Annotated in this window: 15 protein-coding genes; 9 read left to right on the plus strand and 6 right to left on the minus strand. The window is 57.5% G+C overall.

Translation table 11 applies throughout. The features are described 5' to 3' along the window. Positions 1–78: 78 nt before the first annotated feature. Both ACR0JE_RS10255 and ACR0JE_RS10260 read right to left on the minus strand, forming a co-directional pair. Positions 79–768 carry an RES family NAD+ phosphorylase gene (locus tag ACR0JE_RS10255; protein WP_480864086.1) on the minus strand — a complete coding sequence of 230 codons (690 nt, stop codon included), beginning with the start codon at positions 766–768 and terminating at the stop codon, positions 79–81. After that, a complete protein-coding gene (locus tag ACR0JE_RS10260; protein WP_480864087.1) occupies positions 765–1274 on the minus strand; it encodes an antitoxin Xre/MbcA/ParS toxin-binding domain-containing protein in 510 nt (169 codons plus the stop codon). The genes ACR0JE_RS10255 and ACR0JE_RS10260 overlap by 4 nt, the downstream gene beginning before the upstream one ends. A 143-nt stretch (positions 1275–1417) precedes the next feature. Here ACR0JE_RS10260 and ACR0JE_RS10265 point away from each other — a divergent pair, with 143 nt between their 5' ends. Then, complete coding sequence (locus ACR0JE_RS10265) at positions 1418–2203, plus strand: ABC transporter permease subunit (protein ID WP_480864088.1); 786 nt, start codon at positions 1418–1420, stop codon at positions 2201–2203. 12 nt (positions 2204–2215) lie between these two features. Here ACR0JE_RS10265 and ACR0JE_RS10270 read toward each other — a convergent pair whose 3' ends face one another. The 4 genes from ACR0JE_RS10270 to ACR0JE_RS10285 form a co-directional block, all read right to left on the minus strand. Beyond that, a complete protein-coding gene (locus ACR0JE_RS10270; protein WP_480864089.1) occupies positions 2216–2854 on the minus strand; it encodes a nucleoside/nucleotide kinase family protein in 639 nt (212 codons plus the stop codon). Beyond that, positions 2851–3627, minus strand: a complete 777-nt coding sequence (locus ACR0JE_RS10275; protein ID WP_480864157.1) for an ATP-binding cassette domain-containing protein — start codon at positions 3625–3627, stop codon at positions 2851–2853. Before ACR0JE_RS10275 ends, ACR0JE_RS10270 begins: the two co-directional genes overlap by 4 nt. Next, positions 3627–4700, minus strand: coding sequence for an ABC transporter permease (locus ACR0JE_RS10280; RefSeq protein WP_480864090.1), 1074 nt, complete (start codon positions 4698–4700; stop codon positions 3627–3629). The genes ACR0JE_RS10275 and ACR0JE_RS10280 overlap by 1 nt, the downstream gene beginning before the upstream one ends. Before the next feature lie 112 nt (positions 4701–4812). After that, the gene (locus ACR0JE_RS10285) at positions 4813–5829 is read right to left on the minus strand and encodes a substrate-binding domain-containing protein (RefSeq protein ID WP_480864091.1); all 1017 of its coding nucleotides are present in this window, start codon (positions 5827–5829) and stop codon (positions 4813–4815) included. Between the two features lie 254 nt (positions 5830–6083). Between ACR0JE_RS10285 and ACR0JE_RS10290 the strand changes: the two genes are divergently transcribed. The 8 genes from ACR0JE_RS10290 (at position 6084) to ACR0JE_RS10325 (ending at position 15387) form a co-directional block, all read left to right on the plus strand. Continuing rightward, positions 6084–7208, plus strand: a complete 1125-nt coding sequence (locus ACR0JE_RS10290) for an ROK family transcriptional regulator (RefSeq protein WP_480864158.1) — start codon at positions 6084–6086, stop codon at positions 7206–7208. A gap of 133 nt (positions 7209–7341) precedes the next feature. Next, complete coding sequence (locus ACR0JE_RS10295; protein WP_480864092.1) at positions 7342–8343, plus strand: Gfo/Idh/MocA family protein; 1002 nt, start codon at positions 7342–7344, stop codon at positions 8341–8343. Beyond that, the gene (locus tag ACR0JE_RS10300) at positions 8343–9914 is read left to right on the plus strand and encodes an acyl CoA:acetate/3-ketoacid CoA transferase (RefSeq protein ID WP_480864093.1); all 1572 of its coding nucleotides are present in this window, start codon (positions 8343–8345) and stop codon (positions 9912–9914) included. Before ACR0JE_RS10295 ends, ACR0JE_RS10300 begins: the two co-directional genes overlap by 1 nt. Continuing rightward, positions 9911–10678 carry an enoyl-CoA hydratase/isomerase family protein gene (locus ACR0JE_RS10305; protein ID WP_480864094.1) on the plus strand — a complete coding sequence of 256 codons (768 nt, stop codon included), beginning with the start codon at positions 9911–9913 and terminating at the stop codon, positions 10676–10678. The genes ACR0JE_RS10300 and ACR0JE_RS10305 overlap by 4 nt, the downstream gene beginning before the upstream one ends. A 5-nt stretch (positions 10679–10683) precedes the next feature. Continuing rightward, positions 10684–12207, plus strand: coding sequence for an aldehyde dehydrogenase family protein (locus ACR0JE_RS10310; RefSeq protein ID WP_480864095.1), 1524 nt, complete (start codon positions 10684–10686; stop codon positions 12205–12207). Between the two features lie 65 nt (positions 12208–12272). After that, entirely contained in the window at positions 12273–13514 is a 1242-nt protein-coding gene (locus tag ACR0JE_RS10315) for an ABC transporter substrate-binding protein (RefSeq protein ID WP_353010272.1), read from the plus strand. A gap of 98 nt (positions 13515–13612) precedes the next feature. Next, a complete protein-coding gene (locus ACR0JE_RS10320) occupies positions 13613–14506 on the plus strand; it encodes a carbohydrate ABC transporter permease (protein ID WP_480544722.1) in 894 nt (297 codons plus the stop codon). Beyond that, the gene (locus ACR0JE_RS10325; RefSeq protein ID WP_480544723.1) at positions 14506–15387 is read left to right on the plus strand and encodes a carbohydrate ABC transporter permease; all 882 of its coding nucleotides are present in this window, start codon (positions 14506–14508) and stop codon (positions 15385–15387) included. The genes ACR0JE_RS10320 and ACR0JE_RS10325 overlap by 1 nt, the downstream gene beginning before the upstream one ends.

Below are 15387 nucleotides of genomic sequence, written 5' to 3' on the forward strand. Positions count from 1 at the left end.
GTAAATAGGATTCTCGCTGAATTTACATGGGAATTGCGGTTTTCAAACGTACTCGATCAGTCCAGTCTGACGTGACAATTACCGCAGTTCTTCAACGGTGACTTTACCGCTTGGCCGCACATCGATCTCAAAATGGCGGGCTTGCACAACATCCTGCACGGCGGGGGGCATAAAACAAACCCAATTCTCATGACCCGGTCGGCGTACACTTTCGTATCGGATACCCACGCGCTCAACTGTGGGCCCTGTCTGGCGGACATATTCGCCAAACCGTTGAGGGGTAGGATAGGTCGCATCATCGGGGTCATGAAACTCGGGGTGTCGACCGAAAACATCGACAAAGGTTCCAACCAATCGCGCCTCATACTCCCGATAGGCTTCGCGCTTGTGAGTCAGACCAGACAAAGCGATTTCCTTGCGCAGACCATTGGCAACCTCGAGCACCGCGGTCATCAGATCAGTTGCAGCATACCATGCCCCCAAAACCGCTGAGGTAAAGCGCATGCCCGTGACCGACCCGTGCAGAAACGAGGACATGACAATGCTGGCATTCGGTCGACCATAGACCCATTGTGACCGATCCAGCCGCGATAGTCGCGTGGCCACCATCCGGTCATTGGTCCAGCCTTCAAGCTCAAAGATATCTGATAGATCGTCCTCGCTGGTCACGGCCTCGAAGGCTGGAACAGGGGGAAACCGGGTTGGGATGATACGACGGGTTGATGTTGGGGCTTGCGCGCCGGGATAGGCGGTCAAATCCCAACTCACAGAAAGACCACATCGTCTTCGGTAACCGGCTCGAAACTGCCCTCGGGCGCACCATGACCCATTTCACCCCCGCGCCAGGCATCCAGATACCGGCGCACATTCATCATTCCGTCCTGCCCGCCGCCGACGATCAGGTCCAGCGGCGAGGACCCGGCAAAGATCGTGCCCTGATGCGGGCTGCTCAGCCATTTCACGGCCTGATCCTGATCCAGAAACAGGATCGCCAGGGCCTTGTAGATTCCCAGAACAGCTGAAACGCGCACCAGAGTGTCAAAGGGCAAAGAAATCGGTTTGTGATCCACAGCTTTCTTGATCCAGGCATGATAGGTCGACCGACCAGGATGCCCCAGCGCCGCGATCCTTTGTGCCTCGCTCAGCCCCCAAGCATTGGCGATGTTACGAAATGTACGCAGCCCTGGCCCGCTGAGACGCGCGCGATCAGCCGTGCCAACCGGGATCAGTAGCGGGGCTGTTGCAATATCTTGCGGTAGGGTTGCGATTTCCATGGCTCAATGTCCTATCTTGGATATATTGTCTATATATGGACAAAGTGTTTGGAAATCAATCATCGCGCGCGTTGACCACGCAGGCCGGTTTGTCTATCCCGTCTAGGCCGAAGGACGCAAATACAACGAAATTGGGCGATCGCTTGAACAAAATCAGCCTTCTGGACCATGCAATCCTGATGATCGGCGCGGTTGTGATGACTGGTCCAATTGTGGTTTTGGGCTGGCAACTGGTGGCCAGCGTCGGTGTGGAACAGCTGGGCGTGTTATTCACGAATCTGTGGGTCAACGGCGTCAGTAGCAATGCGATCAGCGCCGGCGCAATGCTGTGGAACTCATTGGTTGTGGCCATTGGCGTTGCCATTCTGAAATGCGTTGTTTCCATGCTGGCGGCCTATGCTTTGGTGTTTTTTCGCCTGAGGTGGAGCAACCTGATCTTCGGAGCAATCCTGTTGGCTATGTTCTTTCCAATCGAAAGCCGTATGCTGCCTACGTTTGCGGTGACCAGCGATTTAGGACTTCTTAACTCCTACGCCGGGATGATCCTGCCCATCACCGCCAGCGGGCTGGGCGTGTTGGTTCTGAACCAGTTTCTGCGGCAGATTCCTGTGGAATTGATGGAGGCTGCTCGAATGGACGGTGCAGGGCCAATGCGTTTTTTCCGCGATACGGTTCTGCCCTTGTCGCTTCCGATGATTGCTGCCCTGTTTGCGATCCTGTTTGTATTCGGCTGGAACCAATACGCCTGGCCAATCATAATCACGACCACCAGCCTGACACATAGCACTCTGGTCAGCGGGATGACCTATGCCGGGGTGGGCAGCCCATCCGGAATGGCACTGGCCTTGATGGCCTTGGGGCCACCGGCCATTATCCTGCTACTGGTTCAGCGCCAGCTCGTGCGGACCCTGACCGCAGGAATTCACTAACAACGAAGCGGCTTAGTTCAGAACCAGGTCAGCCCGGCACGAGTTTGATAGAATGCGTTTTGCGTTAGGGATGTCATTGGCGAATGCTCGATCTCTGGCGTCGTCCGGGGGTAGACCATGATCCAGCCAACGCTGTTGCAGTCGCATTTCGAGCGTTTCGAGATCAATATCGAGGAAAACACTCAGCGCCCAGTGTTCGGACAGATCGGACCAGCCGGGTTCTTGCAGTAACAAATAATTGCCTTCGACCAGAACAAGCTGCTGATCAGGTGTCACCAAAGCACGGGCGGCGATGGATTTGTCGATCTCGCGGTCGAACTCCGGGACGGCGACCTCGCCCTCGGCCAGCAATCGCCGCAACAAGGCTTTAAACCCCGCAACATCAAATGTCTCAGGCGCCCCTTTGCGAGGAAGCAGATCGCGGGCGGAAAGAATGGCGTTGTCATAGTGAAACCCGTCCATCGACACGAGGCCTGTCGCGATCCCTTGTTGCTGCAAAAGATCACGCGACAGCGCTGCAACGGTTGATTTCCCTGCCCCCGGCGGACCTGCAATTGCCACCAGATTTCGTGTCTGAGACCGTGGTAGCGCCCGGACCGCTTCGGCAATACGATGCGCCAGTGTCAGCGCGCTAGAGCTGCCGTTGCTCACGCCGCCATGCCTTCACGCGGGGGTTCTTTGGCACCGGTCATGAAGGCCACCGCGTCCGACATGGTGTAGTCTTTGGGATCAATGACACAAAGCCGTTTGCCCAGACGATGAACATGGATGCGGTCGGCGACCTCGAAGACATGGGGCATATTGTGGCTGATCAGAATGATCGGAATGCCGCGCGATTTCACATCCTGGATCAGCTCCAGAACCCTGCGACTTTCTTTGACGCCAAGCGCCGCCGTCGGCTCGTCCAGAATGATGACCTTCGATCCAAAGGCTGCGGCCCGGGCCACGGCGACGCCCTGACGCTGCCCGCCCGACAGTGTCTCAACCGCCTGATTGATGTTCTGGATGGTCATCAGACCCAGTTCGCTCAGCTTGTCGCGTGCGAATTTCTCCATCGCGGGCCGATCGAGCATGCGAAAGAGCGACCCCATCGGGCCCTTGCGCCGAATTTCGCGCCCCATGAACATGTTGTCAGCAATCGACAGGGCGGGGGACATGGCCAGTGTTTGATAAACCGTTTCAATCCCTGCTTCGCGCGCGTCGATGGGCGAGTGAAACTGGACCTTCTGCCCATCCAACCAAACATCGCCTTCATCTGGAGTGACCGCACCCGAAACCGCCTTGATCAGCGTGGACTTACCTGCGCCGTTATCCCCGATCACCGCCAGGATCTCACCCGGCATCAGGTCAAAGTCACACTGGTCCAGTGCTGTGACCTTGCCGTAGCGTTTTACAAGGTTGCGTCCTTTGAGAATAGGTTCCATCAGGCTGATACCTTTCTGATCCATTGGTCGACCGCGACCGCTGCAATGATGAGGATACCAATCAACAGGAAGGTCCATTGTGCATCCGCCCCAAGCAGGCGCAGACCCAGCGTGAACACCCCAACGATGAGCGCCCCGAATAGCGACCCTAAGATCGAGCCACGTCCACCAAACAGAGAGATGCCCCCGATTACGACCGCTGTTATGCTTTCGATATTCGCCAGTTGGCCCGAGGTCGGCGATACGGAACCGATGCGACCAATCAGGGCCCAGCCCGCAAAGGCGCAGATCAGACCGGATAGCATATAGACGGACATCAGGGTGCGATGCACATTAACACCGGACAGTTCAGCCGCTTCAGGATCATCGCCCACTGCGTAAACATGTCGCCCCCAGGCCGTATGCCTGAGCGCGTAGGCCAGCACCAATATAAGCACCAACATGAAGACCACGCCGACCGTAAAGACGGCACCGCCTATGTTGAACTTTTCGCCAAATATTTGAAGGATTGGCGCGTTTGCCTCAATCTCTTGCGAGCGGATTGTCTCGTTTTGAGAATACAGGAAATTTGCCGCCAATACGATCTGCCACATGCCCAGCGTTACTATGAAAGGCGGCAGTTTGATCCGGCTGACCAGATAGCCATTGATCGCGCCGATCATCGTCCCAACCGCCAGGCCACAGACAATCGCGACTGTGGGTGGCAGTCCGTAGCGAAAGGTGAATTGCCCCATCACCACCGATGACATGACCATGATCGCACCCACGCTCAGGTCAATGCCGGCGGTCAGGATGACAAGGCTTTGCGCAGCGGCAACTATGCCAACAATCTGCACTTGTTGCAGGATCAGTGTCAGCGCGAAGGGTGAGAAGAATTTCGACCCCAAAAGCAACCCGAATATGATAATGGCAACCACAAGGACAATCAGCGGAACAAGTGACGGATTCACGTGCAGGAAATGCTGAACCGTCCCGACAAATCCCCGGTGATGATCTTCAAACTCAGCGACCTGATCCGGGCTGCCCTGTGCAGCAGTTTCGAAATCATCGGAGTGTCGTGGCGTATCGGACATAAATGGATCCCCCAAGCGTCAAGAGCCCGTCTGCGGACCACTTTAGCAAGTTTTTGGGTGAGAATGTGATGAGATGGCAGGAGGCCACTTCGCGGCCTCCTACATGATCAGATTAACCCCAGCAGAGGTTCATGCCTTCTTCGACCGAGATCGACTCGACCCCATCCGCAGCTGTACCGGTGACAAGCGCCACGCCGGTGTCAAAAAAGTCCTTGCCCGGTGTGTTTTCAGGTTTCACGCCCTCATCGGCCCATTTCTTGACAGCCTCGACACCAAGCGAGGCCATCAGCAGCGGGTATTGCTGCGATGTTGCGCCGATCACGCCATCCGCCACGTTCTGAACGCCAGGGCAACCGCCATCGACAGAAACGATCAGCACGTCATTCTCACGTCCAATGGCTTTGAGCGCTTCATACGCGCCCGCGGCAGCTGGCTCGTTGATCGTATGGACCACATTAATCGTCGGATCTTTGGCCAACAGGTTCTCCATCGCGCGGCGACCGCCTTCTTCGTTACCAGCTGTCACGTCGCTGCCAACCAGACGCGGATCATCCTCATCGCCAATCACATTGGGATCGGCCAGATCAACACCAAACCCCTGCAGGAAACCCTGATTGCGCAACACGTCCACAGTAGGCTGGCTTACAGCCAAATCCAATGTGGCGATCTTGGCGTCATTTGCGGCATCGCCCAGCGTTGCTTTGGCCCATTGACCAATCAGAAGCCCGGCCAGGAAGTTATCAGTAGCAAAGGTCGCATCCGCTGAATCAATAGGCTCCAGCGGGGTATCCAGTGCAATTACCAGAACACCCGCATCCCGCGCTTGTTGTACGGCGGGAACGATCGATGAGGTATCAGAGGCCGTCAGAAGAATGCCTTTGGCGCCGTCCAGAATGCAGGTCTCAATCGCCTGAACCTGGGTCTCGTGGTCGCCATCCACCTTGCCGGCAAAGGCTTTGAGCGTCATGCCAAGTTCTTCCGCTTTGGCAGTTGCACCCTCTTTCATCTTCACAAAGAAGGGGTTGGTATCGGTCTTGGTGATCAAACATACGGTGGTGTCTGCAAACGCACCGCCCGCCGTGACGGTCAACGCCAAAGCTGTCGCGCCTGCGAAAGTCGCAAGTTTCATGAAGTATCCTCCCAGTTTCTCCCATGCCGTATTGGCATATGCGCAATCGGCCGGGTCGGGCCTGATCGTGCCCCAAAACCATCACAAGAATCTCAAAATGAGTCAATAAATAAATCACTCTTATTTATTATTGACAGAATGACCGCCTATTCTCATCCTTTGGCAGGGGAGGAATAGCCGTGTCAGTCGAGGTGTCACAAAGCAGCACGCCTTTGGATCGGGTTTCCGAAGTGCGGGGGACCAACCAAAGCGGGATGCGAGCTCACAACGAGCGTTTGGTCCTGACTCTGGTGCGCAGGCATGAGGCCTTGGCCAAAGCTGAAATCGCGCGCATGACGGGCTTATCTGCACAAACCGTCTCGGTGATCATGCGACAGCTTGAAAAAGATGGGCTCTTGCTGCGGGGTGAGCCTGTGCGGGGCAAGGTTGGCCAGCCATCAATCCCGATGCGGCTCAACCCGGAGGGGGCTCTGTTTTTCGGGCTGAAAATCGGGCGGCGCAGCACTGAGCTGGTATTGATCGACTTTCTGGGCCGGGTACTCATGCATGAGCGGCAAACCTATGAATACCCACAACCACATGCAACGTTGAGCTTTGCCAAAAAGGCCTTGGACCAGATGATGTCCGCGCTGACAAGCGAAGCCCAAGACCGCATCGCCGGGCTGGGAATCGCCATGCCGTTTTATCTGTGGGATTGGGCCCAGACGTTGCAGGTGCCGCAAGAAGAAATGGACCCTTGGCGCACAGCCGACATCCAGTTGGAACTGGCGGATATCTATGATTTTCCGGTGTTTCTACAAAACGACGCCACTGCCGCTTGCGGGGCCGAGCTTGTATTTGGGCCAACGGGTGGCCCACGTGATTTTCTGTATTTCTACGTCGGATACTTCATTGGCGGCGGAATAGTCTTGAATGGCGCGATCTATTCGGGCCGTGGAAATGCGGGCGCTTTGGGTCCGATGCCAGTCTCAATCGGGGCCGGTGACGTGAAGCCTTTGATAGACCTTGCCAGCCTCTATACCCTTGAACGCACCATTGCGGGTGCAGGTCAAGCAGCCGGACTGATTTGGGAGACAACCGATCACTGGGACATCCCAAAGGAAGAGCTGAACAGCTGGCTGCACAACGCGGCGATTGGGCTGGCCCATGCGATTGTGTCGTCGTGCAGCCTGATTGATTTTGAATGTGTCAAAATCGATGGCTGGATGCCCGCCGATGTCAAAGAGCAGCTGATCGCCAAGGTCGAATCACAAATCCTGCGCCTTAACCTTACTGGTTTAGAGCGGCCGGTGATTGCAGCTGGTACCGTGGGTCCGAATGCGCGATCGCTCGGTGCGGCCAGCCTGCCCTTGTCCGAGCGGTATTTGGTAGAAGCATAGACCTACCAACAAGAAACCAGACTGCAGGCGACACGAAACTTACACCAAAAGAGCCGGTTTCAAGATTCATCTTGATCATTATGGAACGTTCCAGTAGACATATTACTGGAACGTTCCAGCGATGAGGATTGCAATGAACTGGGCTTTTGTGGGCGCAAGCACGATTGCGTCACAGCACATGTTGAACGCCGTGCGAAAACAGCCTGGCAATGATGTCACATGGGTTGTTAGCACATCACCTGATCGGGTGAGGGTCTGGGCCAATGATCACAGCATTGCAAACGCCACGACCAGTCTGACCGAAGCGCTCGATGACCCGGACATACGGGCGGTCTACATCTCATCAACCAATGAAAAGCACCATGCCCAGGCTATGGCTGCGATTGCCGCCGGCAAGCATGTTCTATGTGAAAAACCTCTTGGCATGACACAGGCTGAAGCTGTCGAAATGGTCTGTGCGGCAGAAGCCGCTGGTGTCACTTTTGGCACCAACCACCACCTGCGCTGCTCGGGCACCCACCGCGCCATCCGTGATCTCATCGCAGATGGCCGGGTTGGTAAGGTACTTTCACTGCGCATTCATCACGCGGTTCACCTCCCGGGTCATCTTCAGGGCTGGCGGATAAACGACGCAGGTGCTGGCGGCGGAGTAATTCCTGATATCGTCGTGCATGACGCGGACGTAACCCGGTTCTTGCTACAGGAAGACCCGGCGAGCGTTGTGGCGCAAATGATCAGTTCTGGCATGGGGCAGGGGGTCGAGGATTCCTGCATGTCGGTCTGGACCATGCCCTCCGGCGCTATGGTAATGAGCCATGAGAGCTTTACCCATCCCTTCGCGGGATCGGGGCTTGAGGTACACGGCACCGAAGGATCGATCTTTGCCAAAGGTGTCATGACGCAGCAGCCGGTTGGTGAAATAACCCTCGTCACGGAAGCAGGCAGCGAGGGTATCCAATACTCCAACCATGACCTTTACGTGCAGGGCGTTTCCGAATTTGTCGCCGCCGCTGCCGGGCAAGGACGCCCCGCCGCCGATGGTCCGGACGGGGTCAAATCCCTGTCCGTCGCGCTCAGCGTGCGCGAAGCGGCGGCAACCGGTCAGCGCGTTGACGTCAATTATGGTGGCTTCTGATGACCAAGCTTGTTTCTGCATCCGACGCCGTATCCCGCATCCGGGATGAGGCGATTGTCACCGTCTCATCCTCATCAGCGCTGGGGTGCCCCGATCTGGTTCTGAAGGCCATGGGTGAGCGGTTCCGGGCCGAAGGGCATCCGCGCAACATCACAACGATGCACCCGATTGCGGCAGGCGATATGTACGGCGTGAAAGGCATGGAATATCTGGCTCAGGACGGGTTGCTGACCCGTGTGCTGGCCGGGTCTTACCCTTCGGGACCGTCCAGCCTTGAAATGCCCGAAATCTGGAAGATGATCGTTGAAGACCGCGTGGCCGCTTATAACGTACCTTCGGGCATTATGTTTGACATGCACCGCGAGGCCGCTGCCCGGCGACCGGGCGTTCTGACTCAGGTCGGGCTGGATACGTTCGTGGACCCGACCCGTGAGGGTTGCGCGATGAATGCACGCGGGGCCGCGGCACCCATCGTCGCGCGCGCCGAGTTTGGCGGCCAGACCTGGCTGCACTTCCCCAACATCATCCCGACTGTCTGCATTCTGCGCGCCACCACGGCAGATGAATTCGGCAACCTGACCTATGAACATGAAGGGGCCTATCTGGGCGGGCTGGAGCAAGCCATCTGCGTGCGCAACCATGGCGGTCTGGTGATCGCTCAGGTTCAGCGCGTGACTGCCGAGGGCAGCCTGCGTCCGCATGATGTACGCGTGCCGGGCCATCTGGTCGACTTGATCGTCGAGGACCCCGATCAGAAACAGACCACTGAAACGCCCTATGACCCCGCCATCTCGGGGCAAGTCATGCGCCCGTGGGACAGTTTCTCGCTGGCCGAGCACGGGGTCGAGAAGGTGATCGCCCGCCGCGCAGCGATGGAACTACGCGCAGGGATGAGTGCAAATCTGGGCTTTGGCATCAGCGCCATGGTGCCCCGCATTCTGCTGGAGGAAGGGCATCCCAAAGCCGTCACATGGGCCATCGAGCAAGGAGCCGTCGGAGGTGTTCCGCTGACCGGTTTCGCCTTTGGTTGTGCATCCAATGCGCATGCCTATGTACCCTCGCCGCAGCAGTTCATCTACTTTCAGGGCGGCGGGTTCGACATGTCCTTCCTGTCCTTCCTTGAGGTTGACGTCGACGGCAATGTGAATGTCTCGAAACTGGGCAAGAAGCCTTATTTGACCGCCGGGTGCGGTGGGTTTGTCGATATCACCGCAGGCGCGAAAAAAATCGTGTTTTCGGGCTGGTTCGAGGCTGGCGCCAAGATCGACCTGGGTTCGGACGGGATCAGCGTCGCGGCCCCTGGCAAGTTCACCAAGATGGTGGATCAGGTGGAACACGTCACCTTCTCGGGCCGCCGGGCGCGCGAGCTTGGGCAGGATGTGATCTACGTAACCGAGCGCTGTGTCATCCGCCTGACCGATCAGGGTCTGGTAGCGACCGAGATCATGCCGGGCATCAACGCGCAGCAGGACATTGTGGCAGCATCAGAAGGCCGCGTGCAAGTTGCTGAAAACGCAACCTTAATGCCAACATCGCTGTTCGCCGAAGGCCCAATGGGGATGACGATTTGAGCGGGATTGGCTTTCATATCGACGGGCGCACCGCCATTCTGACTTTGGACAACCCGTCCAAGCTGAATGCGTTGACCATCGACATGCTGGACGCGCTTGAGGCGCAAGTGCGGCAGGTCGAACGGGACAACGCGATCCGGTCACTGGTTCTGACCGGGACCGGAGAAAAGGCGTTTTGCTGTGGCGCGGATATTGGTGCCTGGGGGGGTCTTAGCCCAGCAGAGTTTGCACGGCACTGGGTGCGGGACGGGCATCGGATTTTTGACCGCCTCGCGCGGCTTGGCAAACCCACAATTGCCGCGATCAACGGCCATGCCTTTGGTGGTGGGCTGGAGCTGGCCAGTTGTTGCGACCTGCGCCTGATGGCCCCTCGCGCTACTCTGGCCTTACCTGAAGCACGGATCGGGATTGTTCCGGGTTGGTCAGGGACGCAGCGTCTGGCGCGGCTGATCCCCGAAGGCGCGGTCAAGGAAATGGCCTTGTTCGGTCGCCGTATTAACGCAGACCGAGCGGTTGCCTTGGGCTATGCCGCCGAACTGGCCGACGATGTTTTGACCCGAGCGCTTGAAATCGCAACCGAAGCGCAGGCCCTTTCCCCGCGCGCCACCGAGATTGCCAAGAACATGATCCATGCAGCAGTGGGTGAAGACACCGATGCGGCAATCGAGGCCCTTGGCAGCGCTGCTGCTGCGGCCTCATCTGACCGTGACGAAGGCGTCGCGGCCTTCATGGAAAAACGTAACCCTCAGTTTTCAGGGCTCTGACGCGTATGAAAGACCTCACGATCAACCCAGCGATACCCTTTGATCTGCCCCAATTGTTTGAGGGTCGTCACCTGATCAATGGTGAATGGCAGGACAGTGCGTCGGGCGAAACGTTCGAGCGGATATCGCCGTCGCACAGACATGTGGTCAGCCGCTCGGCCTTGGGCAGTCAGGCCGAAGCAGAAGCGGCGATCCTGTCCGCCCGCGCAGCGTTTGACAGCGGCGTCTGGAGCCGCGCTTCGGGCAAAGACCGTGCCGAGGTGCTGCTGAAAGTGGCCGATCTGATCGAACAAAACGTCGACCGCATCGCCCTGATCGAGACACTGGAAAGCGGCAAGCCGATCAGCCAGTCCAAGGGTGAGGTAGGAGGTGCAGCCGATCTATGGCGCTATGCAGCGTCGCTGGCCCGCAGCATCCATGGTGACAGCCACAATACGCTGGGCGCAGATATCATGGGCGTTGTACTGAAAGAACCCATCGGTGTCGTGTCTATCATCACGCCGTGGAACTTCCCATTTTGGATTCTCAGCCAGAAACTGCCCTTCGCGCTGGCGGCAGGGTGCACAGCGGTGGTGAAACCCTCCGAGATGACGCCCTCGACCACCTTGATGCTAGGTGAACTGTTGATCGAAGCCGGCTTACCAGCAGGTGTTTGCAACATTGTTCTGGGCTATGGCCAACCGGTCGGCAGTACACTGTCCAGCCATGAGGCCGTAGACATGGTCAGCTTCACTGGTTCAACCACAGTGGGCAAAACCATCAGCAAGACCGCCTCGGATACTCTGAAGAAAGTTGCGCTGGAGCTGGGTGGCAAGAACCCACAGGTGATCTTTCCCGATGCCAAACTGGATGCAGCCGCGGATGCAGTGGTGTTTGGCGTCTATTTCAATGTCGGTCAGTGCTGCAACTCCAGCAGTCGCATCATCGTGCATGAGGATATCGCGCAAGCCTTTACCGACAAGGTGATCGCGCTGTCGCGGAAGGTGAAATTTGGCGACCCGCTGGACCCGAGCACGCAGGTCGGGGCGATTGTCACGCCCGAACACAACGCCAAGATCGATGCTTATGTCAAAGAGGCTCGATCCGCAGGCGCAACAATTGCCTTGGGCGGCGATCCATTGAACGTTGAGGGGTTGGGCAACCAATTCTATCAGCCGACCATTATCACCGATGTTCAACCTGATATGCCCATCGCACGCGACGAAGTCTTTGGCCCCGTGCTGTCTGTACTGACGTTCAAAACGCTGGACGAAGCCATTGAGATCATGAATGATAGCGCTCTCGGTCTTTCGGCAGGGATCTGGAGCGAGAATGTCCATACTTGCCTCGACTTTGCCCGTCGCGCCCAGGCGGGGACGGTCTGGACCAATACTTGGATGGATGGGTTCCCCGAGGTCGCCTTCGGTGGCTACAAACAATCCGGCCAGGGCAGGGAGATCGGGCAATATGGGTTCGAGGAGTTTTTTGAGGTCAAATCCGTGGTGATGCGCATCGGCGACAGCCGGGCGCCCTGGGTGCCACAGGATTGAAATACGCGCCACGCGGCGCAGGAATAACAAAGATCGCATTAAGGGAGGAAACGAAAATGCGTAACATGCTGAAAACAAAGTCGGTCATCGTGGCCGGGCTTCTGTGCACATCCAGTCTTGCACAGGCGGAAGAGGTTGAGGTTCTGCATTGGTGGACCTCGGGTGGCGAGGCCGCAGCGCTGAACGTCCTTAAGGATGACCTGTCCGGTCAGGGCGTTGGCTGGACTGACATGCCGGTTGCCGGTGGTGGCGGTGAGCAGGCGATGACCGTTCTGCGCGCCCGTGTGACTGCTGGAAACGCTCCAACCGCCGTTCAGGGTCTGGGTTTTGACATTCAGGACTGGGCCGCACAGGGGGCCTTGGCCGACCTGAACGAAGTGGCCGCGCAGGAAGGCTGGGACGCGGTCGTACCAGATGCGCTGAAGGCCTTCGCTAAGCATGACGGCAAATGGGTTTCGGCCCCTGTGAATGTGCATTCGACCAACTGGGTCTGGGCCAACAAGGCGGTTCTGGACGCAAACGGCATCGCGCAGCCCACCAACTGGGAAGAGTTCGTGGCTGCTGTTGAAGCGCTGAAAGCGGCGGGTGTGACGCCAATTGCCCATGGCGGTCAGGCCTGGCAGGACGCGACAGTGTTTGATGCCGTTGCCATGTCGACCTTAGGCCCGGATGGCTACAAGGCGGCTTTCATCGATCTGGATGAAGAAACGCTGGGCGGCGATGCCATGAAAGAGGCGTTCGACCGCATGGCCTTTATCCGCGACAATGTTGATGAAAACTTCTCGGGCCGCGACTGGAACCTGGCGACTGCAATGGTCATCAATGGCGAGGCCGGTTTCCAGATGATGGGCGACTGGGCCAAGGGTGAGTTTCTGAACGCAGGAAAAGTGCCCGGTCAGGACTTCCTGTGCTTCCGCTTCCCCGGCACGGCAGATCAGGTCACCTTCAACGCGGACCAGTTCATGATGTTTGATCAGGGTGGTTCGGTTTCGGCAGAACAGGCGGCTCTGGCAAGCGCGATCCTGTCTCCGTCGTTCCAGTCGGCCTTTAACGTTGTGAAGGGCTCGGTTCCCGCGCGGACCGATGTCAGCGACGCCGACTTTGACGATTGCGGCAAACAGGGAATGAAGGATCTGGCGGCGGCTGCATCCTCGGGCAACCTGTTCGGATCGATGGCCCATGGTCACGCAGCCCCTGCCTCGGTCAAGAACGCGGTCTATGACGTTGTGACGGCGCATTTCAACGGCGAATATGACAGCGAAACCGCTGTAGTCGAACTGGTCGACGCCGTGTCCATCGCCAAGTGATCACCTGATCCTCCCGACGGGGCGGCGACCGTGCCGCCCTGTCTCCAGCGGGCACACCCCGCGCCTCAGACACTTCCCCACTTGCAGGAGGGCGCGCCATGGCTGGCTCAGCCGACGCGGATTTCAAAACACGCCTTCAGAACTGGATCCCCAAGCTGGTCCTTTCCCCATCGCTGGCGATGATGCTGGTCTTTGTTTACGGGTTCATCCTGTTCTCGGTGTACCTGTCCTTTACCGACAGCCGCATCCTGCCAAGCTTTGGCTGGGTCGGTTGGGAGAATTACGACAAGCTCTGGCGGCTCAGTCATTGGGAAACCTCGCTGATCAATATGGGGATTTTCGCAGGTCTCTACATCGTGATCTGCACCTGTATCGGGCTGGGTCTGGCGATCTTCCTTGATCAGAAAATTAGGGGCGAGGGGCTTTTGCGCCCGATTTACCTCTACCCAATGGCGCTGAGTTTCATTGTTACCGGCACCGCGTGGAAATGGTTCCTCGACCCCGGGATCGGGCTGGAAAACGTCATGCATTCATGGGGTTGGACCAGTTTCGAATTTGACTGGATCAAGAACCGCGACTACGCGATCTATACGGTTGTTCTGGCGGCCGTCTGGCAAACCAGTGGATTTGTCATGGCCATGTTCCTGGCTGGTCTGCGTGGGATCGACAACGAAATCCTGCGCGCGGCGCAGATGGATGGGGCCTCGAACTGGAACCTCTATCGCCGGATCATCATCCCGCAGTTGCGCCCCGCCTTCCTGTCGGCCTTCGTGATCCTCAGCCACCTTGCGATCAAGACCTTCGACCTTGTGATCGCCCTAACCGGAGGGGGCCCGGGTCGGGCAACGGAACTACCGGCGACTTTCATGTATTCCTACACCTTCACGCGGAACCAAATGGGAATAGGTGCGGCCTCGGCCACGATCATGCTGATGACAATCGCGGCGATCATGATCCCTTATCTGTACGCTGAATTGCGGGAGAAACGCTGATGTCCCAAGCAACGCAGGATACCGCAATTCGTACTGGTCGGGTCACGCGCACGCTGATTTATCTGGTGCTGGTTCTATTCGCCTTGTTCTACATGTTGCCGCTTTATGTGATGTTGGTGAACTCGGTCAAACCATTGGCAGAGATCACCGGTGGCGGAATGATGAACCTGCCACAGGTCTTCACGCTGGAGCCATGGTTCAAAGCATGGTCCTCGGCACAGATCGGCGTCGATCCAACGGGACTGCGGCCGTATTTTTGGAATTCGATCAAGATGGTGGTCCCGGCTGTCATGGTCTCGACCATCCTGGGGGCGCTGAACGGCTATGTGCTGACCAAGTGGCGCTTCAAGTACGATACCATTTTGTTCGGCCTGATGCTGTTTGCCTGCTTTATTCCGTTTCAGATCGTTCTGATCCCGATGGCGCGGATGCTGGGTCTGATGGGTCTAGCGGGCACAACCTGGGGTCTGGCACTGGTGCATGTGGTCTACGGGATCGGCTTCACCACGCTTTATTTCCGCAATTACTACGCCGTCTTCCCGACCGAATTGATCCGGGCCGCGCAGATCGATGGGGCCGGGTTCTTCCAGATTTTCTGGCGCATCTTGTTGCCAAGTTCCGGGCCAATCGCGGTGGTGTCGATCATCTGGCAATTCACCAACATCTGGAATGACTTCCTGTTTGGTGCTTCGTTTGCCGACGCCAACAGCCAGCCGATGACCGTGGCACTCAACAACCTCGTCCAGTCATCGCACGGTGTCAAAGAATACAACGTTCATTTCGCAGCGGCCATTCTTGCCGCCATGCCAACTCTGCTCGTCTACATCGTGGCCGGACGGTACTTCGTCCGCGGCCTGATGGCGGGTTCCGTGAAAGGATAA

Source organism: Ruegeria sp. H3, assembly GCF_056533095.1.

What these genes read in the sequence shown, in the direction of transcription:
- ACR0JE_RS10260 (WP_480864087.1), bottom strand. Translation starts at nt 1,274, where the DNA reads ATGGAAATCGCAACCCTACCGCAAGATATTGCAACAGCCCCGCTACTG.
- ACR0JE_RS10275 (WP_480864157.1), bottom strand. Translation starts at nt 3,627, where the DNA reads ATGGAACCTATTCTCAAAGGACGCAACCTTGTAAAACGCTACGGCAAG.
- ACR0JE_RS10280 (WP_480864090.1), bottom strand. Translation starts at nt 4,700, where the DNA reads ATGTCCGATACGCCACGACACTCCGATGATTTCGAAACTGCTGCACAG.
- ACR0JE_RS10285 (WP_480864091.1), bottom strand. Translation starts at nt 5,829, where the DNA reads ATGAAACTTGCGACTTTCGCAGGCGCGACAGCTTTGGCGTTGACCGTC.
- ACR0JE_RS10290 (WP_480864158.1), top strand. Translation starts at nt 6,084, where the DNA reads ATGCGAGCTCACAACGAGCGTTTGGTCCTGACTCTGGTGCGCAGGCAT.
- ACR0JE_RS10295 (WP_480864092.1), top strand. Translation starts at nt 7,342, where the DNA reads ATGAACTGGGCTTTTGTGGGCGCAAGCACGATTGCGTCACAGCACATG.
- ACR0JE_RS10300 (WP_480864093.1), top strand. Translation starts at nt 8,343, where the DNA reads ATGACCAAGCTTGTTTCTGCATCCGACGCCGTATCCCGCATCCGGGAT.
- ACR0JE_RS10310 (WP_480864095.1), top strand. Translation starts at nt 10,684, where the DNA reads ATGAAAGACCTCACGATCAACCCAGCGATACCCTTTGATCTGCCCCAA.
- ACR0JE_RS10315 (WP_353010272.1), top strand. Translation starts at nt 12,273, where the DNA reads ATGCTGAAAACAAAGTCGGTCATCGTGGCCGGGCTTCTGTGCACATCC.
- ACR0JE_RS10320 (WP_480544722.1), top strand. Translation starts at nt 13,613, where the DNA reads ATGGCTGGCTCAGCCGACGCGGATTTCAAAACACGCCTTCAGAACTGG.
- ACR0JE_RS10325 (WP_480544723.1), top strand. Translation starts at nt 14,506, where the DNA reads ATGTCCCAAGCAACGCAGGATACCGCAATTCGTACTGGTCGGGTCACG.